Annotated in this window: 18 protein-coding genes, 2 tRNA genes and 2 pseudogenes; 10 read left to right on the top strand and 12 right to left on the bottom strand. The window is 43.2% G+C overall.

Features of this window, described 5'->3' with window-relative positions; translation table 11 throughout:
- Positions 1–12: 12 nt before the first annotated feature.
- The 3 genes and pseudogenes from DXA05_RS01415 (at position 13) to DXA05_RS01405 (ending at position 4,367) form a co-directional block, all read left to right on the top strand.
- A pseudogene (locus tag DXA05_RS01415) lies at positions 13–1,082 on the top strand (GDP-L-fucose synthase).
- Positions 1,083–1,505: 423 nt separating this feature from the next.
- Positions 1,506–3,164 carry an AMP-binding protein gene (locus DXA05_RS01410; RefSeq protein ID WP_008022073.1) on the top strand — a complete coding sequence of 553 codons (1,659 nt, stop codon included), beginning with the start codon at positions 1,506–1,508 and terminating at the stop codon, positions 3,162–3,164.
- Positions 3,165–3,218: 54 nt separating this feature from the next.
- Positions 3,219–4,367, top strand: coding sequence for a hypothetical protein (locus DXA05_RS01405; protein ID WP_008022072.1), 1,149 nt, complete (start codon positions 3,219–3,221; stop codon positions 4,365–4,367).
- Positions 4,368–4,567: 200 nt separating this feature from the next.
- On the opposite strand, the gene DXA05_RS01400 is transcribed toward DXA05_RS01405, so the two are convergent.
- The 3 genes from DXA05_RS01400 to DXA05_RS01390 form a co-directional block, all read right to left on the bottom strand.
- Positions 4,568–6,562 carry a fructose-bisphosphatase class III gene (locus DXA05_RS01400; RefSeq protein ID WP_008775961.1) on the bottom strand — a complete coding sequence of 665 codons (1,995 nt, stop codon included), beginning with the start codon at positions 6,560–6,562 and terminating at the stop codon, positions 4,568–4,570.
- A gap of 65 nt (positions 6,563–6,627) precedes the next feature.
- On the bottom strand, positions 6,628–8,292 hold the full coding sequence (locus DXA05_RS01395; RefSeq protein ID WP_008019318.1) for a putative transporter: 1,665 nt from the start codon (positions 8,290–8,292) through the stop codon (positions 6,628–6,630).
- Between the two features lie 371 nt (positions 8,293–8,663).
- A complete protein-coding gene (locus DXA05_RS01390; RefSeq protein ID WP_008644218.1) occupies positions 8,664–9,110 on the bottom strand; it encodes a hypothetical protein in 447 nt (148 codons plus the stop codon).
- Between the two features lie 213 nt (positions 9,111–9,323).
- Here DXA05_RS01390 and DXA05_RS01385 point away from each other — a divergent pair, with 213 nt between their 5' ends.
- The 4 genes from DXA05_RS01385 (at position 9,324) to DXA05_RS01370 (ending at position 12,954) form a co-directional block, all read left to right on the top strand.
- Positions 9,324–10,898 carry an AAA family ATPase gene (locus DXA05_RS01385; protein WP_128858676.1) on the top strand — a complete coding sequence of 525 codons (1,575 nt, stop codon included), beginning with the start codon at positions 9,324–9,326 and terminating at the stop codon, positions 10,896–10,898.
- Positions 10,873–12,300 (top strand): hypothetical protein, encoded by a 1,428-nt coding sequence (locus DXA05_RS01380; RefSeq protein ID WP_178285719.1) that lies wholly within the window; start codon positions 10,873–10,875, stop codon positions 12,298–12,300. The genes DXA05_RS01385 and DXA05_RS01380 overlap by 26 nt, the downstream gene beginning before the upstream one ends.
- 428 nt (positions 12,301–12,728) lie before the next feature.
- Positions 12,729–12,815 (top strand) — tRNA-Ser (locus DXA05_RS01375).
- A gap of 67 nt (positions 12,816–12,882) precedes the next feature.
- A tRNA-Glu gene (locus tag DXA05_RS01370) sits at positions 12,883–12,954 on the top strand.
- 27 nt (positions 12,955–12,981) lie between these two features.
- Here the strand turns inward: DXA05_RS01370 and DXA05_RS01365 are convergent.
- Positions 12,982–13,803: a DUF3845 domain-containing protein gene (locus tag DXA05_RS01365; protein WP_120068294.1), complete on the bottom strand. Its 822-nt coding sequence runs from the start codon at positions 13,801–13,803 to the stop codon at positions 12,982–12,984.
- 15 nt (positions 13,804–13,818) lie between these two features.
- Between DXA05_RS01365 and DXA05_RS01360 the strand changes: the two genes are divergently transcribed.
- Positions 13,819–14,403: a Crp/Fnr family transcriptional regulator gene (locus DXA05_RS01360; RefSeq protein WP_004316331.1), complete on the top strand. Its 585-nt coding sequence runs from the start codon at positions 13,819–13,821 to the stop codon at positions 14,401–14,403.
- Positions 14,404–14,405: 2 nt separating this feature from the next.
- Here the strand turns inward: DXA05_RS01360 and DXA05_RS01355 are convergent, their stop codons facing one another.
- The 3 genes from DXA05_RS01355 to DXA05_RS01345 all read right to left on the bottom strand — a co-directional run bounded on the left by DXA05_RS01355 (position 14,406) and on the right by DXA05_RS01345 (position 19,077).
- Positions 14,406–15,308 (bottom strand): helix-turn-helix domain-containing protein, encoded by a 903-nt coding sequence (locus tag DXA05_RS01355; protein ID WP_015531278.1) that lies wholly within the window; start codon positions 15,306–15,308, stop codon positions 14,406–14,408.
- Between the two features lie 95 nt (positions 15,309–15,403).
- Positions 15,404–17,146 (bottom strand): bifunctional metallophosphatase/5'-nucleotidase, encoded by a 1,743-nt coding sequence (locus tag DXA05_RS01350; protein WP_120068290.1) that lies wholly within the window; start codon positions 17,144–17,146, stop codon positions 15,404–15,406.
- Entirely contained in the window at positions 17,143–19,077 is a 1,935-nt protein-coding gene (locus tag DXA05_RS01345; RefSeq protein ID WP_128858675.1) for a HAMP domain-containing sensor histidine kinase, read from the bottom strand. The genes DXA05_RS01350 and DXA05_RS01345 overlap by 4 nt, the downstream gene beginning before the upstream one ends.
- A gap of 118 nt (positions 19,078–19,195) precedes the next feature.
- Here DXA05_RS01345 and DXA05_RS01340 point away from each other — a divergent pair, with 118 nt between their 5' ends.
- Positions 19,196–21,328, top strand: a complete 2,133-nt coding sequence (locus DXA05_RS01340; protein WP_128858674.1) for a Tex family protein — start codon at positions 19,196–19,198, stop codon at positions 21,326–21,328.
- On the opposite strand, the pseudogene DXA05_RS01335 reads toward DXA05_RS01340, so the two are convergent.
- Positions 21,300–22,195 (bottom strand): annotated as a pseudogene (locus DXA05_RS01335) (type II CAAX endopeptidase family protein). The gene DXA05_RS01340 and the pseudogene DXA05_RS01335 overlap by 29 nt on opposite strands.
- 103 nt (positions 22,196–22,298) lie before the next feature.
- Here DXA05_RS01335 and DXA05_RS01330 point away from each other — a divergent pair.
- The gene (locus DXA05_RS01330) at positions 22,299–23,348 is read left to right on the top strand and encodes a leucine-rich repeat domain-containing protein (protein ID WP_008770942.1); all 1,050 of its coding nucleotides are present in this window, start codon (positions 22,299–22,301) and stop codon (positions 23,346–23,348) included.
- Positions 23,349–23,446: 98 nt separating this feature from the next.
- On the opposite strand, the gene DXA05_RS01325 is transcribed toward DXA05_RS01330, so the two are convergent.
- The 4 genes from DXA05_RS01325 to DXA05_RS01305 form a co-directional block, all read right to left on the bottom strand.
- Entirely contained in the window at positions 23,447–23,872 is a 426-nt protein-coding gene (locus DXA05_RS01325) for a hypothetical protein (protein WP_284515349.1), read from the bottom strand.
- Positions 23,873–24,429: 557 nt separating this feature from the next.
- Positions 24,430–24,777, bottom strand: coding sequence for a hypothetical protein (locus DXA05_RS01315; protein WP_074708186.1), 348 nt, complete (start codon positions 24,775–24,777; stop codon positions 24,430–24,432).
- Positions 24,778–25,107: 330 nt separating this feature from the next.
- Positions 25,108–25,842 carry a hypothetical protein gene (locus DXA05_RS01310; RefSeq protein ID WP_074708184.1) on the bottom strand — a complete coding sequence of 245 codons (735 nt, stop codon included), beginning with the start codon at positions 25,840–25,842 and terminating at the stop codon, positions 25,108–25,110.
- Complete coding sequence (locus DXA05_RS01305; protein WP_128858673.1) at positions 25,839–26,027, bottom strand: hypothetical protein; 189 nt, start codon at positions 26,025–26,027, stop codon at positions 25,839–25,841. Before DXA05_RS01305 ends, DXA05_RS01310 begins: the two co-directional genes overlap by 4 nt.
- Between the last annotated feature and the right edge of the window lie 2 nt (positions 26,028–26,029).

Raw genomic sequence — 26,029 nt, 5'->3', positions numbered from 1 at the left:
ATAAAAGATAGAATGGAAAAGAATGCAAAGATATATATAGCAGGACACCGCGGACTTGTGGGATCTGCTATCTGGAAGAATTTGCAGGATAAAGGATACACCAATCTGATAGGCCGCACGCACAAAGAGCTTGACCTGCTGGATGGAATGGCTGTCCGTAAATTCTTCGATGAAGAACAACCGGAATATGTATTCCTTGCCGCTGCCTTTGTGGGTGGTATCATGGCGAACAGCATCTACCGTGCCGACTTTATATACAAGAATCTGCAGATTCAACAGAACATTATCGGAGAGAGTTTCCGTCACAACGTGAAAAAGTTGCTCTTCCTCGGTAGTACGTGTATTTATCCACGCGATGCCGAACAGCCGATGAAAGAAGATGTATTGCTTACTTCACCGTTGGAATATACCAACGAGCCGTATGCAATCGCTAAAATTGCCGGACTGAAAATGTGCGAGAGCTTCAACCTGCAATATGGAACGAACTACATCGCCGTGATGCCGACAAACCTTTACGGCCCGAATGATAATTTCGATTTGGAACGCAGCCATGTATTGCCTGCCATGATTCGCAAGATTCATTTGGCACACTGTCTGAAAGAAGGAAACTGGGAAGCTGTACGCAAGGATATGAACCAGCGTCCGGTGGAAGGTGTCAATGGCGACAGCTCGAAAGAGGACATTCTGGCTATTCTGAAAAAATACGGAATCAGCGAAACAGAGGTCACTCTCTGGGGTACGGGTACTCCTCTCCGCGAATTCCTCTGGAGCGAAGAAATGGCGGATGCCAGTGTCTTCGTTATGGAGCATGTGGACTTTAAAGATACCTATAAAGAAGGTAGCAAAGATATCCGCAACTGCCATATCAACATCGGAACCGGTAAGGAAATCACCATCCGCCAACTGGCTGAACGGATCGTTGAAACAGTAGGTTATCAAGGTAAACTGACCTTCGACAGCAGCAAACCGGACGGCACAATGCGCAAGCTAACCGATCCTTCAAAACTGCATGCACTGGCTGGCACCACAAAATTGAAATCGAGGAAGGCGTACAAAGAATGTACGAATGGTACTTGAAATAAGAAATGAAGTTACTGTAAATATGCTATTAGCTGAATGTTTTTTTGCTAATAGCATATTTTTTTTAGCTATAATGATAATTAAATTAGCTATAATGATAATCAGTTTTGCTATAATGATAATCCAATTAGCTATAAGCATAATCTGTTGAGCTATGAGCATAATCTTTTTTATACTACGAGTCAATCTATTTTATTATAAGTTAATCCCTTTTGTGATAAGCCTTCATCCAACTAAGCATCATTTATTCAACCATAAGCACCATTCATTCAATTATAAGCCTCATCCATTGTATTTATAACGTATCGCCACACAAATTCCCCCACTACTCTCTCCTCCATTTCCAAAAAATCTTCACTCTTAATTCTTCATTCTTAATATAATTGCTATATTTGCACAATTTAATACCAAATGTGCAAAAAACAATGGAACAAAGTTTTATAGCCTATATTGAGAATAGTATCAAGAATAATTGGGACCTGGATGCCCTGACCGATTATAAAGGTGCAACTTTACAGTATAAAGACGTAGCTCGTAAAATCGAGAAACTCCATATCATCTTTGAAGAAAGCGGAATCCGCAAAGGAGACAAGATTGCCGTTTGTGGAAGAAACAGCTCTCACTGGGGAGTTACTTTCCTTGCCACACTGACGTATGGAGCCGTTATTGTACCTATTCTCCATGAATTTAAAGCAGATAACGTGCATAATATCGTCAACCACTCCGAAGCTAAATTACTGCTTGTAGGAGATATGGTATGGGAAAACCTGAACGAGTCGGCAATGCCGCTATTGGAAGGTATCCTGATGATGAATGACTTCACCCTATTAGTGTCACGCAGCGAACGGCTCACGTATGCACGCGAACATCTGAACGAAATGTTCGGCAAAAAATATCCGAAGAATTTCCGTAAAGAGCATGTCGCTTATCACAAAGACGAACCGGAAGAACTGGCAGTGATCAATTATACTTCGGGAACAACGAGTTATTCCAAAGGAGTAATGCTCCCCTACCGCAGTCTGTGGTCGAATACCAAATTTGCTTTTGAAGTGTTGGAACTGGAAGCCGGAGATAAAATCGTTTCCATGCTTCCTATGGCACACATGTACGGATTGGCTTTTGAATTCCTTTATGAGTTCTCCGTAGGTTGCCACATCTACTTCCTCACCCGTATGCCAAGCCCTAAGATTATCTTCCAGGCTTTTGAAGAAGTGAAACCCAGTCTGATTGTTGCCGTACCACTCATCATCGAAAAGATAATCAAGAAAAGCGTACTTCCGAAGTTGGAAACTCCGGCGATGAAGATATTGCTGAAAGTGCCTATTATCAATGACAAGATAAAGGCAACAGTGCGCGAAGAGATGATTAAGGCATTTGGCGGAAACTTCAAGGCAGTCATCGTAGGAGGTGCAGCGTTCAATCAGGAAGTGGAACAATTCTTGAAAATGATTGATTTCCCTTATACGGTTGGATATGGAATGACGGAATGTGGCCCGATTATCTGCTACGAAGATTGGAGAAAGTTCAAACCGGGGTCTTGCGGAAAGGCTGTGCCACGGATGGATGTACGGGTATTGTCATCTGATCCCGAAAATATCGTTGGTGAAATTGTATGTAAGGGCCCGAATGTGATGCTGGGCTATTACAAAAACGAAGAAGCCACTCAAGAAGTCATCGACAAGGACGGTTGGTTGCATACCGGCGACTTGGCTTTGATGGATGAAGAAGGTAATGTTACAATCAAAGGACGCAGCAAGAACCTGTTATTGAGCTCCAGCGGACAGAATATCTATCCGGAAGAAATTGAAGATAAGTTGAACAACCTGCCATACGTGGCTGAAAGCATTATCGTTCAGCAAAACGAGAAACTTGTCGGACTTGTTTATCCCGACTTTGACGATGCGTTCGCCCACGGCCTGAAGACTGAAGACATCGAACAAGTAATGGAAGAAAACCGCGTGACACTGAACACTATGTTACCGGCATACAGCCAGATATCCAAGATGAAAATCTATCCGGAAGAATTTGAAAAGACACCGAAGAAGAGCATCAAGCGTTATTTGTATCAGGAGGCAAAAGGCTGATAGATTGTCAGCTGCATAGAGAAAGATATAACTTAAACCGAAAAAGAGAAAGGAATGAAGATAAAGAAAACAATACTTACGGCAGCTATACTAATGGCTGCCGTTTCTTTACCGGCACAGAACAAGAGTGCAGGGATCAATATATCCATCTGGAAAGATATATGCACGCAACCGCATGACAGTACACAGACGACATACATAAACATCGGCCTCCTGTCTACCATGAACCGTCTGAACGGTGTGGGTATCAACGCATTGGGAAGCGTGGTTCATGGTGACATGAACGGAGTACAAATCACCGGATTAGCCAACTTGGCAGGGGGTACTATGCGAGGCGTTCAGCTGGCTGGTATCAGTAATATCAGCGGCGATAACACCGTAGGGCTTTCTGCTGCCGGATTGGTAAATATCACCGGCGACAGAGCACAGGGAGTAGTCATATCCGGGCTAACGAGCATCGGCGGAGACAACAACTCGGGGTTAATGATTAGTGGTTTCATGAATGTGACGGGCAATATGGCTTCGGGCTTACACTTTTCCGGAGTAGCAAATATCACCGGACAGAGCTTCGGTGGTCTGATGGCTTCGGGACTTTTAAATGTAGTAGGCGAACACATGAACGGTTTGCAGATAGCAGGAATTGCCAATATAACCGCATCAAAGCTGAATGGAGTGCAAGTAGCATTATGCAACTACGCAACGAAAACGCGCGGACTTCAAATTGGTCTTGTCAATTACTACAAAGAAGATATGAAAGGTTTCCAACTTGGTTTGGTAAATGCAAATCCTGATACAAAAGTGCAAATGATGGTATACGGTGGAAACGCAACGCCTGCCAATATCGGGGTACGGTTCAAGAACCAGTTGTTTTATACCATATTGGGAGTGGGTTCCATGTATCAGGGATTGAATGATAAGTTTTCGGCCAGCGCATCCTATCGTGCCGGTCTGTCTTTCCCCCTTTACAAGGGGTTATCCATCAGCGGAGACCTCGGATACCAGCATATCGAGGCTTTTGACAACAAAGATGAGGTCATCCCGAAACGCCTGTACGCACTGCAGGCACGTGCAAATCTGGAATATCAATTTACCAAGAAGTTCGGCATCTTTGCAACAGGTGGATATGGGGTAACCAGATTCTATAATAAATCGAGCAATTACGATAAGGGAGCTATTATCGAAGCGGGTATTGTTCTTTTCTAAACTTATTCACCACAGAGGACGCAGAGGACACAGAGGTTTACTATTTTTTATTCACTATAGAGTAACACAGAGTCTCATGTATTTAGAATCGTATTTATCGCTCTGTTTTACTTGTAGAAAGAAAAAAACCTCTGTGTCCTCTGCGTCCTCTGTGGTGAATAAATTCAGAAACGTGCAACTTTGAGCATACTGATTACTAATTATACCTTTTCTTTTATCAGACCGGTACGATAAGCAACGAGCAATTTCTTCAAATCCTGTATTTGAGTCACCAGTTCTTTTCCTTTATCGGTATCTTTCACCATCATCCGTTGCGAATTGAATTCCAGGACAAAGTTGGTAGATTTGATATCAAGTCCCTCTTCTATGGCTTTCTGACGAGACTGGAACGGCTCGTGCTGCACAAGCTGCATACCGTGAGAATGATAAACAAGCGTATATCCCGCAATTCCCGTTTCCGGCTGATAAGCTTTTGAGAATCCGCCATCAATAACGAAAAGCTTGCCATTGGCTTTCATTGGCTGTTCTCCCTGAATCGTTTTCACAGGCACATGCCCGTTGATGATATGCGAGTGAGGACCGGAAGCTCCAAACTCTGCCAAAATCTGATCGCAGACATCTTCCCGGTTACGCAATGTATAATAATAACCTTTCTTCTCTTTATGCAATTCTTTATCTTCTACGAAATAACGCTCAAAAGTTGCCATCTTATCCTTATCGAACAAGGGAGCTTCCGGACCACACCACATATACCAAATGTAATCCATAGCAAATTCCTTATCCTCCTCCCCTTCTTCATCGAAGTACGCAGTACGAATCAGTTGATCGGCTTTATCCAGCAATTTACGCCCCCAATACTCCTTACCACGTATTTTGACATGCTTAAAGCTACCATCCTCATTCAGAGGGACAGAAGCGTGATAAAGAAGATTCGAATTTGAGACCAGATACATTCCGCCATAGGTAAACAGGCAACGCATGTGTTTCTTCAGCTTTTCACTATTCATAAATGAATAATGAATCTTTTCTACCAATTCGCGTTCTTCTTCCGTCAACCGGTAAGGATCGGCAGGATCTACGGTCGGGAAGTTGGTATCGCGCAAAGCATATTCTTTTCCTTCGTATACAAAGACGCCACGCTCAAAATCAATCTTTTCCAGCAGTTTACGGTTGGTCATCCCAAACTCCGGACGACGGTCGATAATTTCGGCTTCCAGCTTAAACTGGATAATGGTAATGGCTTTATGCATTTGAGTTATCAAGCGCAGAGTCTTCTCATTATAATGAGCGTCGGCAAAATTCATCTTCGGCATGAAGATGGTGCAAGGATCATCGGCATACGTATCCATTGCAAAAGTAGCCAATGGAAGCAGATTGATTCCGTATCCGTCTTCAAGCGTGCCCAGGTTGCCGTAGCGCATGGACATACGTATCACGTTGGCAATACAGCTGTCGTTACCGGAAGCTGCCCCCATCCAGAGAATATCATGATTTCCCCATTGAATATCGAAGTTATGGTAATTGCACAACGTATCCATGATGATATGCGCGCCAGGACCACGGTCGTAAATATCGCCTACGATATGAAGAGAGTCAATAGTCAGACGCTGAATCAGATTGCACATAGCGATAATGAAATCGTCGGCACGCTTGGTAGTGATAATCGTGCTGATAATTACATTGATATAAGCATGCTTGTTCGGCTCGATGGAAGATTCGTGCAATAATTCCTGAATAATATAAGAGAACTCGGCAGGCAGCGATTTACGAACCTTCGAACGGGTATATTTGGAAGATACATTCTGACAGACCTTCACCAGTTGGTTCAGGGTAATCAGATACCAATCATCCAGGTCCTTTTCACGGGCTTTCACTAATTGAAGTTTCTCTTCGGGATAGTAAATCAACGTGCAGATTTCTTTCTTTTCAGCCTCGCGGAGAGTGTTGCCGAATATTTCATTTACTTTACGTTTTACCGCACCTGAAGCATTTTTCAGTACATGCTGAAAAGCCTCGTATTCTCCATGAATGTCAGTCAGGAAATGCTCTGTCCCTTTAGGTAGATTTAAGATAGCCTCCAGATTGATTATTTCCGTACTAGCATCGGCAATCGTAGGAAAACTTCGGGAAAGCAGTTGCAGGTAACGGAGATCGCCCACAATGCTTTCAGGAGTTATGTTACTTTGAGCAGTCATTTTATTTACTATTTTACTATTTACAATTTACTAGTTACTAATTACGATTCAGCAATGTACCATTCTCAATTTAACAAGAACATCAACAACACTTGGGCGATAATTACCCGCAAGAACATACATAGCGGATAAACAGTCGCATAGGCTACGGATGGGTTGTCGCCGGGGATTGTATCGTTTACATAGTTCAGTGCCATCGGATTTGCCATACTTCCGCACAACATACCGGATACAGAACCGAAATCGATCTTCATCATCTTGAAGGCCACGAATCCAACCAACACTGTTGGAATGATAGTCAATCCGGCTCCCAAACCAATCCATAATAAGCCTTCCGGACGGAATACGGTATCGAAAAAGTGAGCTCCCGCATCCAGTCCCAGACAGGCAAGGTACATGGAAAGTCCCAAGGCACGCAACATCAGGTTCGCGCTACGGGTGGTATAGGTAATCATGTGTATCCGTGGTCCAAAAGTACCCAGAAGGATACCGACAATGATCGGTCCGCCCGCTAATCCCAACTTCACAGGAGTACTGACACCCGGAAAAGAGAAAGGAATAGCCCCCAGTGCCAAACCAAGCACGATACCGATAAATATAACAACCAGATTGGGTTCTTTCAGGCTTTTCACGGCATTTCCCAATACTTTCTCCACATTCTGGATAGCAGCAGCCTCGCCCACCACTGTCAGGCGGTCGCCCAACTGAAGTATCAATCCCGGAGTAGCAAGCAGTTGCACCCCCGACCGGTAAACACGGCTGATGTTAATACCGTAATGGTTTCTCAACCGGAGTGCACCGAGTTTCTTACCATTCAGTTCGGGACGGGTGACAACGATACGCTGCGAGATCAATTCGCTGTCAATCGCATTCCAGTCAATGTCCTCTTTATTCCAATCCGTATTTTCCTGTTCACCAAAAAGCACTGTCAGGGCCAAAGCGTCTTTTTCCGCAGTTACCACCAGCAGACGGTCGCCTTCTTTCAGAATCTTGTCTGAAGTCGGAATACTGACATGTCCGTCACGCCACAAACGGGATATGACAAACTTTGGGTAACTCATACGAGCTATATCCTTGATACTTTTATTGAAAATAGCAGGATTGTGTACTTGAAACGCTGCAATATAAGTTTTGTTCGCATCGTCTTTCTCTTTTATCTCCAAGTCTTCTTTGCGGACCAATACTTTACGGATTAATAAAACGGCAAGAATTACGCCGACTACTCCCATCGGATAGGCCACCGCACATCCTAAAGCAGGCGTACTGCTGTTTATTCCCATCTGTTTCAGAGTTTGTTGCGCAGCTCCCAATGCCGGAGTGTTTGTCGTTGCTCCACAAAGGATGCCCACCATATCAGGAAGAGAGACACCCGTTGCATAACTAGCCACCACCGTCAACAACGTTCCCAGTAGAACTACTCCCAACGCCAACATATTCAGCGTTACCCCTCCTTTACGGAAAGAGCTAAAAAAACCGGGACCGACTTGTAGCCCGAGGGAATAAACGAAAATGACCAGTCCGAAACTTTCTGCGTAGTTTAACATCTGCGGATCGACCGAAAGCCCGAGATGGCCGGCCAGGATACCCGCAAAAAAAACAAAAGTGACTCCCAGGGAAACTCCCCAGAAATGCACTCTTCCCAAGCCCAAACCAATGGCAGAAATCAGTGAAAGTACCACAACAGCCTGTAAGGCAGAATGTTCGATGAATAGACTATATAACCACTCCATGTATATAAAAACTAATAGGGCGCAAAGATAAAAACTATTTAGTCCGGTTCAAAACTTTTAAGCTTTCATTTCGCGCCCCAATTATACCCTGATTCATATATCCTGAAATCTTATTGATTACCCTTTTACACTGTTACCTGTTATTTTGTTCTTAATATCTGTTATATTTCTATCTTAACAATCTTATCCTTTCTCTTTTTACCCGCATCTTGTTATCCTTCCAACGATGCTTTTTTACCTGTTTCTTCCTTTACGCTTACCTATTTCTTTATCTTTTTCTAATTTCTTTATCTCTCCTAATTTCTTAACCTTTTCTTATTTCTTCCTGCTTCACGTTTCTTCCTGCTTTACGCTTCATCTTGCTTTACGTCTCATCTTTTCCCTTGAAACTCCACAAAGTTATTTCGTCCGTCCAGATAACCGCTCAATCTGTTTCCACCGATATATACATCATCCAGGTATGAAACATCATTCGGTCCGTATGACATACGAATGGAAGTCTGTGCATAATTTTCCCAACTCCAACGGAAATTATATTCATATTGATCGACTGTTCCATTAGGATATTCCACCCGTATATAGTCGATTCCGGTACGGTCTAAAAAGAAATCCAGTTCCTGACGGCAATAGTTACCGTCCATGTCGCGGTAGAAACTAACCCAGGTACGGCTACATAAATCAGCCGAACGGTTATAGTACCCTGCACCATTATTATCATCATCATAGAAACTATCTATTTCCACTTCGCAAGAGGTAAAACTTACCATCAATATAGCCATCAACGCCAAACCGAAGTATTTAAATGTGCTCGTTTTCATATTCCTTTATTTTTAATGGTTCTCTAATTATTATATATCATTTATCTTTCGATAGAACAAAAGTAGAGAATGAATTTTCCCCATGAAACTGAAAACTCCTACTTATCAGGAGGAAATTGCCTAAATCTAGGAGTAAATCCCTCCGGCGAAGTCTATTTCAAAGAATTCTTGTATCTTTGCCTCTTGCTAACAACACATGAAATTATCCGTCACATGAAGTCTATCAAATCACATATCACCCAGTTATTGAAGTCCCTCAATGAGGGAGTATTCGAAAAAGAGCATACCATCGCACTGTCTCTACTATCCGCCATGGCAGGGGAAAGTATCTTTCTGCTGGGCCCTCCGGGAGTAGCCAAGAGTTTGGTAGCACGCAGGCTAAAACTGGCATTTAAAGGCGCAGATGCTTTTGAGTATCTGATGTCCCGCTTCAGTACACCGGACGAAATATTCGGTCCCGTCTCCATCTCAAAATTGAAGGATGAAGATACGTACGAACGCATTACAAAAGGATACCTGCCGACAGCATCAATCGTCTTTCTGGATGAAATATGGAAAGCCGGCCCTGCTATCCAAAATTCCCTTTTGACGGTAATCAATGAAAAGATATACCGCAACGGACAATTTACGGTGCGTGTACCCCTGAAAGCATTAATTGCCGCTTCCAACGAACTGCCGGCAAAAGGTGAAGGACTGGAAGCCTTATACGACCGTTTCCTGATCCGTCAGTTTGTCGGATGTATCGAACAGGAATATGCGTTCGATCAGATGATTTCTTCTACGCGGGAAATAGAACCTGAAATCCCTGAAAAGCTCCAGGTGAACGATGAATTATACAATCAAATACAAGCTGAAAGCGAAAAAGTAGGTATTCACTATACCATCTTCGAGCTGATTCACAATATCAAACGAGAAATTGAACAATATAATACAGGACGGGATGAAAACACCCCTCCCATCTATGTATCCGACCGCCGCTGGAAGAAAATAGTAGGTCTGCTCCGCACATCAGCCTATCTGAATGAATCTCCGGGAATTCATTTCTCCGACTGCCTGTTGATGAGCGCCTGCCTATGGGATGAAATTTCGCAGCTCCCCATTATCGAAGAGATTGTAGAACAGTCGATAGCACGAGGCATCAATACCTATCTGTTAGGAGAAAAACGGCTGGAACAAAAACTGGACACACTGAAAGAAAACATGAAGTCCGAACACAGCCTGCGTGAACTTAGCGATCCGGGAATCCAGGTCGTAGACACCTTCTATCATCGCATAGAAGGTTATCACATTACCGGAAATCTACTCATTTTTGCTTCCGATTACCAGTCTTTGAAGAAAGACAGCAACCGGCTGTTTTATATCCAGCAGGATAAATTCCGTCCGGTCAACAAAATCCTGAAAGCCTACGATTTTGTAAAAAACAGAAATATCGCGCAAAAGAATATCTATTCCCTCCGAAAAGGAAGACGGTCTGTTTTCGTCAACAATCAGGAATATCCGTTACTATGTTATGACAATTGCGACCCTTTGCCCGCACAACAGGATGGCAGCACTCCGTTCGAATTTACATTGCAGGAAGTGATCGACTTGCTCCATCAAATGGAGGTGGAATATAAAACAATCTCCGAACGGGAAACAGCATATACAAAAGAGCATCTCTTCTTAAGCTCATCGCAAAAAAGCAAGATCAAACGAATTTTAGGAGAGACTGCACATATCATAGAGAATTACCGGAACGAACTCCGCATCATCGCTCATGCCCATGAACAAGAGAACAGAGAGTATTAGGCTCAAACACCTGCAAGACATTTATTATGAGAAATTGCAGGGAATAGCCTACGATGTGTACGACGAACAACTGCACAACCTGATTATCCGTCCCGAAGAACTGGATGCGGATATTCACCGGTATTTTCGTCACACGCAACCCTCCCTGCAAGATTTCTACTCCCACTACGCGTCGCAATGGGAATACTTTCATGAAATGAATGAAGCATCCGACACCAAGTTTCTCCATTTCCTGAAAAACAGCGCCTACACGTTCTCAATGAAATATCACCTGGTAGACCTCAACGTAAAATACTACCTCCAGCGTTTTGACGCAATCAGCCCGCGCTCTAAAGAATGGAAAGCGTTGCGGACTCTCTTCTTCGACAAATGGCACACACTGCTCTCGAACAACGAGTTCAACTATCAGATGGAACATATCGAGCGGCTTTGTGATGATTTCTACCGTCTTCAGCTATCACTTGCCAAAAACCTTCCGGTGCGTGGCGGCTCACGCCTCGTCTGGTTACTCCGCAACCATAAACAGATAGCAGAACAGATTTTAGAATACGAAGAAACGATCAAACGAAATCCCGTTATCCGTGAACTGGTAGAAATCTTGGGCAAGAAACACCAAAGCAGCCGGAAACGTTTCAAAATGACTGCCGGTATTCATCGGGAACAAATTATATCTCATGCCACCCGAAGCGATATTACAGGTATTTGCGAAGGAAACGACTTAAACAGCCTTCTTCCCTTGGAATATTGTTATCTGGCCGAAAAAAGTCTGCAACCCATTTTCTTTGAGCGTTTCATTGAGAAGAGATTGCAAGTCATCGACTATCAATCACACGAAAAGCAAACCATCAACGACAAGAAAACAATAGGGAACGAAGTTTCCGAAGAAGCCGAAGGCCCTTTCATTGTTTGTCTGGACACTTCCGGTTCCATGGCAGGCGAACGGGAAAGAATCGCGAAATCCACCCTACTTGCCATTGCCGAACTGACGGAAGTGCAACATCGGAAATGTTACGTCATCCTGTTTTCCGATGATATCGAGTGCATTGAAATCACAGATTTAGGCAGCAGTTTCGATCGCCTGGTCGATTTCTTATGCCAATCCTTTCATGGCGGAACCGATATGGAACCTGTTATCACACATGCTTTGCGAAAGATCAGCGAAGAAGGATATATGGAAGCGGACATTATCACCGTATCGGACTTTGAGATGCGTCCTGTCGATCAACTACTATCCCGGACCATCGAACACGCAAAAGCGAAACAGACAAAGATGTACGCTATTTCTTTAGGTGGCAAGAGTGCCGAGACCAGCTATCTGAAATTATGTGATAAATATTGGGAATATAGCATTCAAAACGCCGAAAGTCTTAATAAAAATAGAATCGAGGAATCAAATATTTAATCAATGTTATAAAACATCTCTTTTTTCTTGTTTTATTTGCAAAGTTGACAGAAGTCCGTATATTTGTACTGTGTTTTTCATAGTATTAGATTTAAGGTTAACAAAAAGATTGGCTGTCTGGGATAGATAGCCTTTTTTTATGTCCTTTTCTTACGTCAAATATACCGTCACTATCCCATCCGGATGTTTACCCTATCCCATGAAGATACCGTCACTATAATAAGCGGATAGCGTCAATATGTTTCAGTTCCCATTCCATCGATAAAAATTAAAAGCTTTCGAAAAAAAATTCTTCCGTTTAACATTTGAAACATAGCAGGTTATCTCATTTTACAAAAAATAGGTAAAAAAAATCTTGCTAAAAGATTTGCGTAGTCCAAAAGTTCCCCCTATATTTGCACCGCATTTGAGAGAGAATGCGGGTTCAAGGAAGTTTGGGTGAGTGGCTGAAACCACCAGTTTGCTAAACTGACGTACTCGTAAGGGTACCGGGGGTTCGAATCCCCCAGCTTCCGCAAAAAATCTCAATATAAAAAAGAGCTAAGTTTTAAAGACTTGGCTCTTTTTAATCTATCAAACTCCGGTGGGTTCGTCTAACGGTTAGGACACATGCCTCTCACGCATGTAATACGAGTTCGATTCTCGTACCCACTACAAAGAAAAAGAGGAAATGCAGTTAAACTACATTTCCTCTTTTTCTTTATAGATCTCAAAGTAAGATTCTTTATCCATTCTCAACCGGACTCTTTCTTCCCTCTTCTGCCCGGCCAGGTTTACGAACAAGTTGAAATACAGTTGGCTGAAAGAAAGGTTGGAACGATCATAGGTTATATCAAACGTCCAGGTTCTACGGAAAGAATCGAAAGTAGCGAATGGTTGCTCACCTCCTTTACACATAAACACTTCCGGGAAAGACGTAGGCGGATAAGGCTGGAATAAGCCCGCTAATTGGGCATACACATAGTCAATCATCCATTCGTCTCCCGTCAAGGTCAATTCCCCTTTCAAGCGGAGTTTGATTGCATAACTGGCAGTCACGTCAGACGAGGTATAAACAGGGACTTGGCTTTCTGCCGAATAGTTACCGTCTTTATATCCAAGACTCATCGTTAGTTTAGACCGGCCGACGCCATTAAATCCATCTACTTCCCGATCCGCCGACTGATTTTTCAGGTTAATCATAAATGTCAGTTTACCGAGAGTCGGGTCACCCGGATATTGCGCAAGCGTGTCCAACACATAATCTTCGGTATTATAACTTCGGGCTATCAAATCTCCCTTTCCTGCTTCCAAAGCCGGACCGCCTCTTTCCACATCCACGTTGCCAACCGGATAATAAATAGCATCATTATCCCTAACGCAACCACTCAAACAAAACAGCAACACTGCCAAGCCTATTATCTTATTCATAATCACCTTACTTCTTGATTTTGCGGACAAAGATACATCTTTTTTATACCACCCTTGATTTATGTCAACCGTTTTTAGTATTTTTGCACACATCAAGACAGAAAAGACATGGATACACTATTAAGAGAGACTGTAAATGCTGTTGTCAATTCCCGCTTTCCGGAGATGAGTATAGAAGGAAGACGGCAGATAGAAAGCATACTGATTCGTGAAGAATTTCCCAAAGGAGCCATAGCGCTCAACGAAGGAGAAGTAGCCCACGAACTTGTTTTTGTAGGAAAAGGCATGCTTAGGCAGTACTATTACAAAAACGGGAAAGACGTGACCGAACATTTCTCATACGAAGGATGTATCGTGATGTGCATTGAAAGTTTTCTGAAACAAGTACCCACCCGGCTAATCGTAGAAACTCTTGAACCTTCCATTATTTACTTATTCCCCCGCGACATGATACAAAAATTAGCGAGGGAGAACTGGGAAATCAACATGTTCTATCAAAAGATATTGGAATACTCTTTAATTGTATCACAGGTTAAAGCAGACTCCTGGCGTTTCGAATCCGCTCGCGAACGTTATAACCTCCTGCTCGAAACACATCCGGAAATCATCAAACGCGCGCCTCTGGCACACATCGCTTCCTATCTTCTGATGACACCGGAGACACTAAGCCGTGTACGCTCCGGTGTTCTATGATTTTAGCGGCTTTTCCGGTATTCTTTTGGAGACATACCGGTGTAATGCTTGAAATATTTCCCAAAGAAAGACTGGTTTGCAAAATTCAGCCGGTCGGCAATCTCCTGTATGTTCATACTTGAAGAATTCAGGAGGGCTTTCGCTTCCAGAATCACCAACTCGTCAATCCACTCCCCTACCGTTTTTCCGCTGACTTCTTTCACTACTCCCGAAAGATGCTTCGGCGTCAGACACAGTTGGTCGGCATAGTATTTTACGCTGCGTTCAGACTGGTAAGACTCCACCAGAGACTCATAAAAGCGTTCGAAGATATACTCTTTCCGGCTTTTATTCTTCATCGTAGTAGCGTTTGCAGGTGCATGATTAGTAAAAATAGTGCAAAGCTCGAAAAAGAACCCCTGCATCAGTCCCATTACCACTTCCCTACGATATAAAGCTTCCTTATTCCTCAACCGTTTCCTGATAAACGCGTGATACTCCTTCACCACCTCCTGCTCGTGCGGAGTGAGGTCGAAACACGGATAATCTTTCAGATAGAAAAACAAAGAAAGCACATTTCCGATCTTAGGCAACGTTTCCAGCAAGTTCTTCGACACAGCAAAGAAAATGCCTTTAAAATCGGGACTGAAATACCGCTGCTCGATAATCTGATTAGGCAGTGCTATCACCATCAATCCAGGACACAATTGAAATTCACGCAGACTAATCTTAAAAGTACCGGTACCCTCCAGACAAAGCCCCACCGTCAACACTTCCAGTTTGGTAGGCCCGTTATACAACGATATAACGCTCTCCGTATCGAAAAGCGCTATATCATTATCAACAACATCAATGTTGTCGGCATCTATATGTTTAGAATGAACTACCGAAGAAATACCTACTTTCGGAACACTTTGAATATCCATACTCTCTCTTTTTTTGGCGACAAATATACCAGCATTTAATCAGATATACAAGCCAATCGGGAGCATTATCGGACATAATGAACACTTTTAGATACTTATCGAACAGACCGGAACAGATATTCATAATCACGTTTGGCAGCCGGCACCGTCCACTTTTCCGGGACAAACTTCCACTGATTGAGCGCTTTCGGGTCCATCGTTCCTTTCTCCTCAATATAATTCATCAGATAGAAACGGAGATCCTTATCCGTAGAGAAAATAATGCGGTCTTTCAATTTCTCCTGCGGGATGCCCGACCCTTTCGTCAGCAATTCTCCGCCACCATTGCCACGGTAAGAATTCAAGGCCACCTTATATATCTTATCCATGCGGAAAGGAGAACCATCGGCCATGCTTGTGATCGTTATCTTCTCGCCCTGCGGTTTAGTGACATCCACCGTATAAATAATGCCCGAAGCCGAGTCAAAATTAAAACTATAATTCTGGAAAGACGCTCTATCCTCCGCACCTTCACGACGTTTCTCCTTGAACCAGAGCAGATGATCTTCCGGCGATTTCATCCGGTTCGTCCACATATAATAAGACATCTCCAAGAAATCCTTAATCTCCTTTCCGGACAGAGTCATCACATACAGCATGTTCTCATACTTATATAAATTGAACATATCACTCACAAATACATCCCCCTTCTTTATTTCCGAGTCAAACGAAAGCGGAGCGGCAAACGAGATGTCGGCACCGGTGATGTCGAGCTGCAAGGTATGTATCAGGTCGATAAAGGCAGAAGGGCCGAAGAAAGCAGGATGAGTGGAGATACTTTCGGTAAAAGTGCCGATCTTCTTCGAAACGAACTTCTGCACCGTTTCATATTGCGGGGCAAAACGCTTCATAAAGTCCTCGCTGATTCCGTAAGCCTCCGTTTCCGTCAAGACACCCTTAATATCCTTGCTCTGCACCTTTCCATCTTTCAGTTTCAAGGTCACATCTACATTAGACATAACAATCCCATTGCTAGCCGGATCGATAATCAACACCGAGTCTCCGGCAACATTCATCACCTTCTTACATTCGCGGGAATGATCGTGCCCCATCAATACGATATCGAATCCCGGCACATTCTTCGCTACGTTGAGAGAAGCGTTCTCGTTGTACTTGCCCGACATTTTGAAAGCCTCCTGTCCGGCATGGAACAAGCCGATCACCAAATCCGGGTTCTCTTTTTCACGGATAACCTTCATCCATTTGCGTGCCGTCTCTTCCATATCGTCGAAACGCAATCCTTTCCACAGGTTTTCGGAGAGCCATGCAGGGATGGCTGGGGTAATCATTCCCAATACCACGATCTTCACGCCCTCACGTTCCAACACTTTATAAGGAGCCAGATGGGGCTGTCCCGTAGATGTATCTATGATGTTGGCACCCAACACAGGGAAATCACAAGTGGCAATCCAACGGTCGAAAACGGCACGTCCCGTTTCCACGTCATGGTTACCCATGTTGCCGGCATCATACTTCATGTAATTCATCATTTCCGAGCAAAGATGGGGAGACACCGTATCTATATAATTATAGTAATAGGCAGTGGGCTGTCCCTGCAAAATATCGCCGTTATCCAGCAATATCAGATTCTCCTTATATTGCTCGCGCTCTTTCTGCACGAAAGAATAAACCCGTGCGAGACTCCCCTTCCACTCGTGGCGGGTTATAAAATTATAAGGATAATAATTGCCGTGTACGTCACTTGTTTCTACAATCTTCAGTTTCACCACCTTCTCCTGCGCCGCAACAGACAGAGCGAGGCAGAGAAGCAAGCCATAAATTAATACGATTCGTTTCATTCTTTTTCTATATTTAGATTTAACGGATGAGAGAATACAAACCGCGCCCCACCGGTATAGTCAGGATCGATCCATATACTTCCTTTCCATTTGTGCACAATCAATTTACAGATAGACAATCCCAGTCCGGTACCCTGGGCATATTCATTCAGTTTCTCAAAACGCTCGAACACAAGTCCCTGTTTTTCTTTCGGGATGCCGCATCCGGTGTCCGTCACCGAGAAGACAGCCATTTGCGTTTCCTCGTTCACAGAAAAGTCCAATGTGATCTTACCGCGTTTCGTAAACTTGTTGGCGTTGGACAGCAGGTTAATCATCACTTGCTGCATACGCTGCACATCCGTCACCATCCGGAAAGATTCGAAAGAAGTGGTAAACAAGAACTGGTTTTCCGACGACTGCCGCGAAAAACTAACAGACGCCACCACCTGGCTGCACAACTGCACCACGTCACATTCCTCCCAAGTCAGCGTCACCCGGTTGGCCTCCAGACGTGAAAGGTCGAGAATATCGTTAATCAGTCGAAGCAACAAATCCGAATTGGTTTTGATAATCTGATAATAAGACTGCTGTTCCTCCTCCGTGCTACCGCCAACGGCCAATACATCCGAGAATCCTACAATCGAATTCAACGGTGTGCGTATCTCATGGCTCATATTAGCAAGGAAAGCACTCTTCAGACGATTAGACTCTTCCGCCCTGTCTTTTGCTACGCGCAAGTCCTTCTCCGATTTCAGCAGCTCATCTTTCAGGCGTTTCGTACGGAAATAATAGAAGAGAGAGATGCACAAGCCGAGCACCAGTATCACAAACAAAGCACAGGCAGACCATATCTGATAAGTATATTGCTGATAGAACGAAACCGGCTGGTTGACAAGCTGCACTTTAAAAGGCAATACCGCCGGGTCCAGCCCCCATTCCTTCACCTTCCGGCTATCCAATACCGCTTTGCAGCCGATTACCGAAAGATGTTTCGCCGTATCCTGCGGGTGCGTATCCATCCGTACAGACTCCATAGCCATCTCTCCACCCACTTTCCGGTAGTCGGGCAACACCCCTCCTATCGCCCAATGACCGAGACTCACCGATGAAGGGGTAAAAGTCGGAATGGTAGGGGTAACTTCCATCATGGCATACGTGGCATTTCTCATGAAATACCCCTCGTTCATATCCACCCGCCATGTTCCCACCAGGATCACCGTGTTTTCGGGCAGTTGCCTCAACTCCTCAACGATGGTATAAATAGAATGTTTCCGTCCATCCATCAGAATCAAATCCAGATCGGGGAATTTCTTCATTTCTTTTCGCACCAATGCTTGCATGGTCACTCCGCCATACGTGTTGTCCGAAATAAAGGCAATGTGTTTCGTTTTCGGATAGAAGGCTTGAATCATCCGGAGGTTACCTTCTATATCATATTGGTTGATAAATCCCGATTTGAGTTCGGGGATATTCAGATGGTCATCGAAGAGATCGACTGATTCGGGCATCCAGCTATCCAGGCTTCCCACGGTATCTTCCGGCAATATCACCACGTTGCTACTCGCCAGACTGCACATCACGGGCACTTTCACCTGCATTTCATCCCGCTGCGACAAATAAGCGGCCCATGCTTCCTGACCTAACAAGATAATCTGCGCCGGATGCTTTTCCCCTTGGTATTTAGCAAGAATCTGTGTCATCATTTTGCTCCATAGCGGAGCTTCCGAGAAGCTTTTACAGTTCATATTCTCGATGATGATGTCGCGCTGTCCTCCCAACTTACTATATTCATCCATATAATCGGAAATAGTGACCGATGTTTGGTGCGCTGCCGGATTATAAGAACAGATAATCAGAATAGGTTTCTTATCGTTAGAGACAGCCAAGACCTTCGATGACTGCAGGAGCCAAAGAAAACAGATAAAAAAATATCCAAGACGTCCCAGCATAATAATGCAGTTTTGATGTGTTAATTCATTAATTGAGTTGCAAATATAGTAAAACTTGTCGGGTTTAACAGATTTATATGTATTTTTGTCGCTCATTTACTGTCAAAAAATACAAATTATGGAATTATTTCACAAGATGATTTCCGGATTTCTGGGCATACCGGAAAGACAAATAAGCAGCACGCTCCATCTTTTGGGCGAAGGTGCTACGATTCCTTTCATCAGCCGATACCGCAAAGAAGCCACTGGCGGGCTGGATGAGGTGCAAATAGAGCAGATCAAAGAGCAACACGATAAGTTGTGCGACATAGCCAAACGGAAAGAAACGATTCTCGGCACCATCACCGAACAGGGCAAACTGACTGCCGAACTGGAGAAACGCATCAACGACACCTGGAACCCGACGGAACTGGAAGATATATACCTCCCTTACAAACCCAAGCGGAAGACACGTGCCGAAGTGGCCCGCCAGAAAGGACTGGAGCCGCTTGCCACCATCCTGCTGTTGCAACGGGAAAACAACCTTAGCGCCAAAGCCGCTTCCTTTGTGAAAGGTGAAGTGAAAGATGTGGACGACGCACTGAAAGGTGCGCGTGACATTATCGCGGAGCAGGTGAACGAAGACGAGCGTGCCCGTAACGCGGTACGTAACCAGTTCGGGCGCCAGGCAGAGATTACGGCCAAACTAGTCAAAGGAAAAGAGGAAGAAGCAGCGAAATACCGCGATTATTTCGATTTCTCCGAGCCACTGAAACGTTGCACGTCCCACCGTCTGCTCGCCATCCGCCGGGCAGAGTCGGAAGGGTTGCTGAAAGTGTCTATCAATCCCGACGACGAGGCTTGCATCGAACGTTTGGAACGCCAATTCGTACGTGGCAACAACGAATGTAGCCGGCAAGTGGGCGAAGCCACGACAGATGCTTACAAACGGTTGCTCAAGCCTTCCATTGAGACAGAATTTGCCGCCCAATCCAAAGAGAAAGCCGACGATGAAGCGATTCGCGTATTCACCGAAAACCTCCGCCAACTTCTTCTCGCTCCGCCATTGGGACAAAAACGGGTGCTCGCCATCGACCCCGGATTCCGTACCGGATGTAAGGTGGTTTGTCTCGACGCACAAGGCAATCTGTTGCATAATGAGAATATCTATCCGCATCCTCCGATCAACAAGACCGGCGAGGCTGCTTCGAAGCTTCGTAAGATGATTGAGGCCTATCAGATAGAAGCCATCTCCATCGGAAACGGAACGGCAAGCAGGGAGACAGAAGATTTCATTAACAGTCAGGGTTTTGACCGTCAGATACCTGTGTTTGTAGTCAGCGAACAGGGGGCTTCCATTTATTCGGCTTCCAAAACCGCTCGTGACGAGTTTCCCGATTACGACGTAACGGTGCGTGGAGCAGTCTCCATCGGCCGCCGTTTGATGGACCCGTTGGCAGAGTTGGTGAAGATAGATGCCAAGTCCATCGGCGTAGGTCAATACCAGCACGATGTAGACCAGACGAAACTGAAGAAAGCACTCGATCAGACGGTAGAGAATTGCGTGAATCTAGTCGGGGTAAATCTGAATACGGCAAGCAGTCATCTGCTTACCTATATTTCCGGTTTGGGCCCTCAACTGGCACAGAATATCGTCAATTACCGGGCAGAGAACGGAGCTTTCGGTTCGCGGAAAGAACTGATGAAAGTGCCGCGCATGGGTGCCAAAGCCTTCGAGCAATGCGCAGGATTTCTTCGCATCCCCGGAGCTAAAAATCCGTTGGATCATACCGCTGTGCATCCGGAAAGTTATCATATCGTAGAGCAAATGGCCAAAGACCTGAAATGCACCATCGACGAATTGATAGCCGACAAGGAACTCCGCCGGAAGATTAATATTTCCGACTACATCACTCCTACTGTCGGTCTGCCTACTTTACAGGATATTCTACAAGAGCTCGACAAGCCGGGACGTGACCCGCGCAAGGCTATCAAAGTCTTCGAGTTCGACAAGAATGTACGTACCATAGCTGATTTGCGCGAAGGGATGATTCTTCCGGGCATCGTAGGCAATATCACCAATTTCGGGGCGTTTGTCGATATAGGAATTAAGGAGAACGGTCTTGTCCATCTCTCTCAATTAGCGGAACGGTTCATTTCCGATCCGACAGAAGTGGTGTCCATCCATCAGCACGTCATGGTGAGGGTGATGAATGTAGATTATGACCGGAAACGGATTCAACTTAGCATGATCGGGGTACCGCAAGACTGATTGCTTCTCTTTTCTCTCCCCACCACACGATCAGAATCGTAAATACAATCATAAGTACTGTGCAAATGAGCGAGCCTTCAAAACCGAGGCTCCGCCATTCAGTACGTTTTCTTCGGGCATACGCAAAGTCAGCAGACTGGTGGTGAAGTTGTTTCCGCTTACCTGATAACCGAGGATGGGGCCTTGAATCCAATTCCAGAAAAGATGAAGCGAGATAGGGAAACACAGGTTCCGCGTATATAGATAGGAAGCTCCCAGCAGCATACCTGCCAGCAACAGGTTGAGCATAGGCAGGAAAGCGATTTCGGGATTGAAGATGTGCATAAAGGCGAATAACGCTGCCGAGACGAAAAGTGCCAGGAATTTATTCATGGTGGTATGCAATAGGCGTCCGAGGATATAGCCGCGCATCAGTATTTCTTCGAACAAGGCGACCAGCAGGAAAAACACCCACGAGCCCAGCAGATCCAACGGCTTGAACTGGAAACCGGTGACTTCTATCTCTCCCAAGACGAACGAAATTCCGAAACCGAACAGATAGAGCAGGATTGCCATCAGGAAGCCATACCACAGTCCCTTGACGTGTCCTTTTAAGGAGAGCCCCAAATCAGAAAACGGACGGCGTTCGAAGCGGAGCATAGGAATGGCGGCGGTCAGAACGGCGAGCAGCATACTGGCTTCGAGGATATTGTATCCCATCACTCCCGGATGGCGGGCTTCCACACCCAGAACCAACGACAAACATCCGCGGGCCAGCGTACCATACAATCCAAGAAGAATGAAAAGTATCACAATAAACAGCGGGATACAAGCCCACACAGGAAGTCTTTTGGGTTCTTTGCCCCCAGCAATGTTGTCTGCCTCCATTTTTACAATTTGTTAATCCGGCTACAAAATTAGATATAAAACATAAAAAAACATCATGTATTCTCTATTTTTCCTATATTTGTCAGAACAAATCTACAAAATTATGAAAATAAAACTACTATTGATAAGTTTCTTATTGGCCGCTAATGCGTTAGGAGCAGCCGCCCAAGTGAGTAAAACGTATTATGTGAGTAAGCCCGGTACGCTGATTTCCATGATGACTGAAGAGGAAGCCAACAGTGTCACCCATCTCACACTGACCGGAAAACTGAACGCGGAGGACTTCCGCCATCTCCGTGACGAATTTGATAATCTGAAAGTATTGGATATTTCGAACGCTGAAATCAAGATGTACAGCGGAAAAGCGGGCACTTATCCCAACGGGAAATTCTATATTTATATGCCGAACTTCATTCCTGCATACGCATTCTCGAATGTGGTGGACGGAGTGACTAAAGGCAAAGCCACGCTGGAGAAAGTGATTCTTTCGGAGAAAACAAAGAATATCGAAGATGCCGCCTTCAAAGGTTGCGAGAACCTGAAAATCTGCCAGATCCGCAAGAAGACAGCTCCCAACCTGTTGCCGGAAGCGTTGGCAGACAGCGTTACTGCTATCTTCGTCCCCCTGGGCAGCAGCGACTCTTACCGCTACAAGGACAGATGGCAGAACTTTGCGTTTATCGAGGGGGAACCGGTAGAAACTACCCTGCAAGTGGGCGCCATGGGCAAACTGGAAGAAGAGATTCTGAAAGCGGGACTGCAACCCAGAGACATCAACTTCCTGACCGTTGAGGGCAAGCTGGATAACGCCGACTTCAAACTGATCCGCGATTATATGCCGAATCTCGTCTCTGTCGATATTTCCAGAACGAACGCAACGGCTATCCCCGACTTTACTTTCGCACAGAAGAAGTATCTGTTGAATATGAAATTACCTCATAATCTGAAATCTATCGGACAGCGTGTATTTAGCAACTGCGGTCGCCTTTGCGGTACGTTGGAGCTGCCGGCCAGTGTGACAGCTATTGAGTTCGGTGCTTTTATGGGATGCGATAATCTCCGCTATGTGTTGGCTACCGGAAATAAGATTACGACGCTGGGTGATAATTTATTCGGGGAGGGAGTTCCGAGTAAGTTGGTTTATAAAAAATAACCCTGACACTCCCTTGGAGTGATCCTTTCAAAAAGTAGTATGGGTAAAACATTAACAATATCGTAAAAGAGTTCGGCATTGCGCCGGACTCTTTTCTTTTACCCTTTATTTAATTCTTTCTTTTGTTTGCGCTCTTGCTTCTTCCTATTCACCTCTTCCAGAGTATATCTGTTTGCTTTCATTGTTATCTTATATCCCCAAAACAGTCCTATAAAAAATAACATTAGTAAATTGTATAATATTGACTTATATTCCAAATTGAAAGTTATATATAAAACTAAAAACCAGCAATATAATTGCACTATTATTTTATCTGAATTGAGATACAACGTCCGAATAATCCCCTTTTCCTTTAATGGCCGTCGAGGAATCTCTATATAAGAAAATAGATAACTCATCATTCCCCCTATCGCTATAATTGCAAATGCAGTTGCAAGTATTATCCTGATAATAAAGATTAGAGAAGGATATTCTTCTAAAAAGAAGAGAAAACGCAATAAGGAATCATCATAATACTGAACCACACTACCGCCTTTTTATATATTGCTATCAATAAATATCTCATATAATTAAATTAGTCGATAGAAAATATTTGTTACTATTTAATTTATCACTTCAAGACAAGAACCTTATTTTTTCTGTCTTTTACGTGCCTGATCCAATAAATATCGATTAGCATTTATTGCTATTCGATTTCCAATATACAATCCAAACATTAACAATATCAAATAAGCATATCCGATTTGCTTATGATGGAAAAGCACATATAGTGCCCAAAATACAGAATACATAAGTTCTATATTTTCGCAGAATTGAAAATAAGCACCTCTAAACATACTATTTGTTTTTAATTTCTTGTCCTCCAGATACTTGTTCTTAAATATAAAGTTTAATGTCTTACCTATCAGCCATATTATCCACGAAACCAATAACAATAACACAACGATAAGCATTAAGTCAAATTCTCCAAATTTAGGATGAAAGAAACAATAGATAATCATTAGAATACTATTGAGAAGAGTAATTCTCTTGAATAGAGTTATAAAAAAATTCCCCATGTCTTTTTATTTTGATATTAGATTTAAAAACGACCTAAATCTGTAGATATTTCTTTCAATGAGCTAAAATCTGTTTTCCACATATCAAGTTCATACATATTCCCTTCTCTATCCAGATATAAAGATGCTATTACTGTCACCCCATCCGTATCTTTAAATTGGCAATCACTTATTTGAGAGCCCAAAAATCGTTCTTTGCCAGTAACTCCAGGTGGATATAAAGACAAACTCCCCATTCCACCATCAGGTAAATCGGACACCAATAACTCTTCTTTCCAATTAAACGAAAGATTGATATTTGACTTGGCAATAAGCTCTTCTAAGATACTTTCCTCCAGTTTTGTTAACTGTCTTTTTTTAATCAGCTCCATGTGTTTTCCCAATATTATATTTGCTATAACTTTTAATATTTATACCAGACCACGATTAACTCTTTTCTTTACTATCCTTCAGTTTATCCTCAAGGTCTATCTTGCCCAGTAAATTTAAACAATTATATTGAATATCAGCAATCTTTTTATTCAAATCTTTCAATAAATTGCTCTTGCATCATAATAGCACTACACACTATTTATTCCTTCTTTACTCCCTAAACGGGGCTAAGTAAGTAAAGTTGTCACCAATAAAAGAAATTGCCCTGATATAAATTGATGATTAGTCAACTTATGTCAGGGTAAAACAAGATAAATATTCTATATCAACTATTCTTTAGAAAAATAATCTTCTGGCAAATTTGTTACAAATTGGATCATTTGAATATCTCTATTTAGAAGAAAAGTATCTAAAGCACAACCTAGTTTATTCAGATAGATACTTTGTTTTATTCTGCTTTTTGATGGAGAATATAGCTGATATCCTCTGTCTCTATCATATCTTAAAAGGCATGGTTGGAATTTACTCCGCTGCATAGTATCTGTTACATATTTATCACGTATTTCTTTTCTTATGATATAAAATTCTTCTTCGTAATCAAAATCTTTACTGCAATAACCCGAAGAATTATAAAAATAAGTAAAAAGAGAACTTTTCTTTTTTATCATTTCACATAAATCAAATTTAAACTTCATCCATTTTTTACCTTTCCAAAAAACATCCATTGATTTATTCTTTATTTCAAATGAAAGATCATCCTTATGCATGGATAAATATTGCAACAAATCTTCACGTCCTGTTCTTTTTTTATTAATAGACTTTTCAAAATCACTAAATGATGAAAATGTGTTATCATTAGCATTATCTATTATTTTCCAACAAAAATTCTTCAATTCCTCGACAGATGGATATTTCAAGTTAGCGCGATAATACCATTTTACATGACTATATAAGTCAAACTTAAAGTCATAGTCAATAGAATTACCACTTTCTGAAGGCAGACTTTTGCAGCTATATATAACTAGAAAAAGTCCTGTAATTGCATAAACTAAAAATCTTTTCATTTTTCTCTATTAAAAAACAATCGGTTATATTTATCAACTAATGTATTGGCTGCAGACTTAGAATATTTTAGATGAAGTATATCAACCCCTTTTTTATTCATAAATCTAATATGGTAAGCTTTTTGCCCATTCTGCCAACCTCCAATATCTTTCGGCATATCTCTGTCTCCAACCCAATTTTCCATAT

It is taken from the genome of Bacteroides sp. AM54-2NS (genome assembly GCF_003602935.1).
GTDB classification, from domain to species: Bacteria; Bacteroidota; Bacteroidia; order Bacteroidales; family Bacteroidaceae; genus Bacteroides; species Bacteroides xylanisolvens.
The sequence above is the reverse complement of the archived record's forward strand: the minus strand, read 5'-3'. Positions and strand labels throughout refer to the sequence as shown.

What these genes read in the sequence shown, in the direction of transcription:
- DXA05_RS01395 (WP_008019318.1), bottom strand. Translation starts at nt 8,292, where the DNA reads ATGGAGTGGTTATATAGTCTATTCATCGAACATTCTGCCTTACAGGCT.
- DXA05_RS01385 (WP_128858676.1), top strand. Translation starts at nt 9,324, where the DNA reads ATGAAGTCTATCAAATCACATATCACCCAGTTATTGAAGTCCCTCAAT.
- DXA05_RS01305 (WP_128858673.1), bottom strand. Translation starts at nt 26,027, where the DNA reads ATGGAAAATTGGGTTGGAGACAGAGATATGCCGAAAGATATTGGAGGT.
- DXA05_RS01380 (WP_178285719.1), top strand. Translation starts at nt 10,873, where the DNA reads ATGAACAAGAGAACAGAGAGTATTAGGCTCAAACACCTGCAAGACATT.
- DXA05_RS01310 (WP_074708184.1), bottom strand. Translation starts at nt 25,842, where the DNA reads ATGAAAAGATTTTTAGTTTATGCAATTACAGGACTTTTTCTAGTTATA.
- DXA05_RS01355 (WP_015531278.1), bottom strand. Translation starts at nt 15,308, where the DNA reads ATGGATATTCAAAGTGTTCCGAAAGTAGGTATTTCTTCGGTAGTTCAT.
- DXA05_RS01360 (WP_004316331.1), top strand. Translation starts at nt 13,819, where the DNA reads ATGGATACACTATTAAGAGAGACTGTAAATGCTGTTGTCAATTCCCGC.
- DXA05_RS01330 (WP_008770942.1), top strand. Translation starts at nt 22,299, where the DNA reads ATGAAAATAAAACTACTATTGATAAGTTTCTTATTGGCCGCTAATGCG.
- DXA05_RS01390 (WP_008644218.1), bottom strand. Translation starts at nt 9,110, where the DNA reads ATGAAAACGAGCACATTTAAATACTTCGGTTTGGCGTTGATGGCTATA.
- DXA05_RS01405 (WP_008022072.1), top strand. Translation starts at nt 3,219, where the DNA reads ATGAAGATAAAGAAAACAATACTTACGGCAGCTATACTAATGGCTGCC.
- DXA05_RS01350 (WP_120068290.1), bottom strand. Translation starts at nt 17,146, where the DNA reads ATGAAACGAATCGTATTAATTTATGGCTTGCTTCTCTGCCTCGCTCTG.
- DXA05_RS01345 (WP_128858675.1), bottom strand. Translation starts at nt 19,077, where the DNA reads ATGCTGGGACGTCTTGGATATTTTTTTATCTGTTTTCTTTGGCTCCTG.
- DXA05_RS01315 (WP_074708186.1), bottom strand. Translation starts at nt 24,777, where the DNA reads ATGGAGCTGATTAAAAAAAGACAGTTAACAAAACTGGAGGAAAGTATC.
- DXA05_RS01410 (WP_008022073.1), top strand. Translation starts at nt 1,506, where the DNA reads ATGGAACAAAGTTTTATAGCCTATATTGAGAATAGTATCAAGAATAAT.
- DXA05_RS01365 (WP_120068294.1), bottom strand. Translation starts at nt 13,803, where the DNA reads ATGTGTGCAAAAATACTAAAAACGGTTGACATAAATCAAGGGTGGTAT.
- DXA05_RS01400 (WP_008775961.1), bottom strand. Translation starts at nt 6,562, where the DNA reads ATGACTGCTCAAAGTAACATAACTCCTGAAAGCATTGTGGGCGATCTC.
- DXA05_RS01340 (WP_128858674.1), top strand. Translation starts at nt 19,196, where the DNA reads ATGGAATTATTTCACAAGATGATTTCCGGATTTCTGGGCATACCGGAA.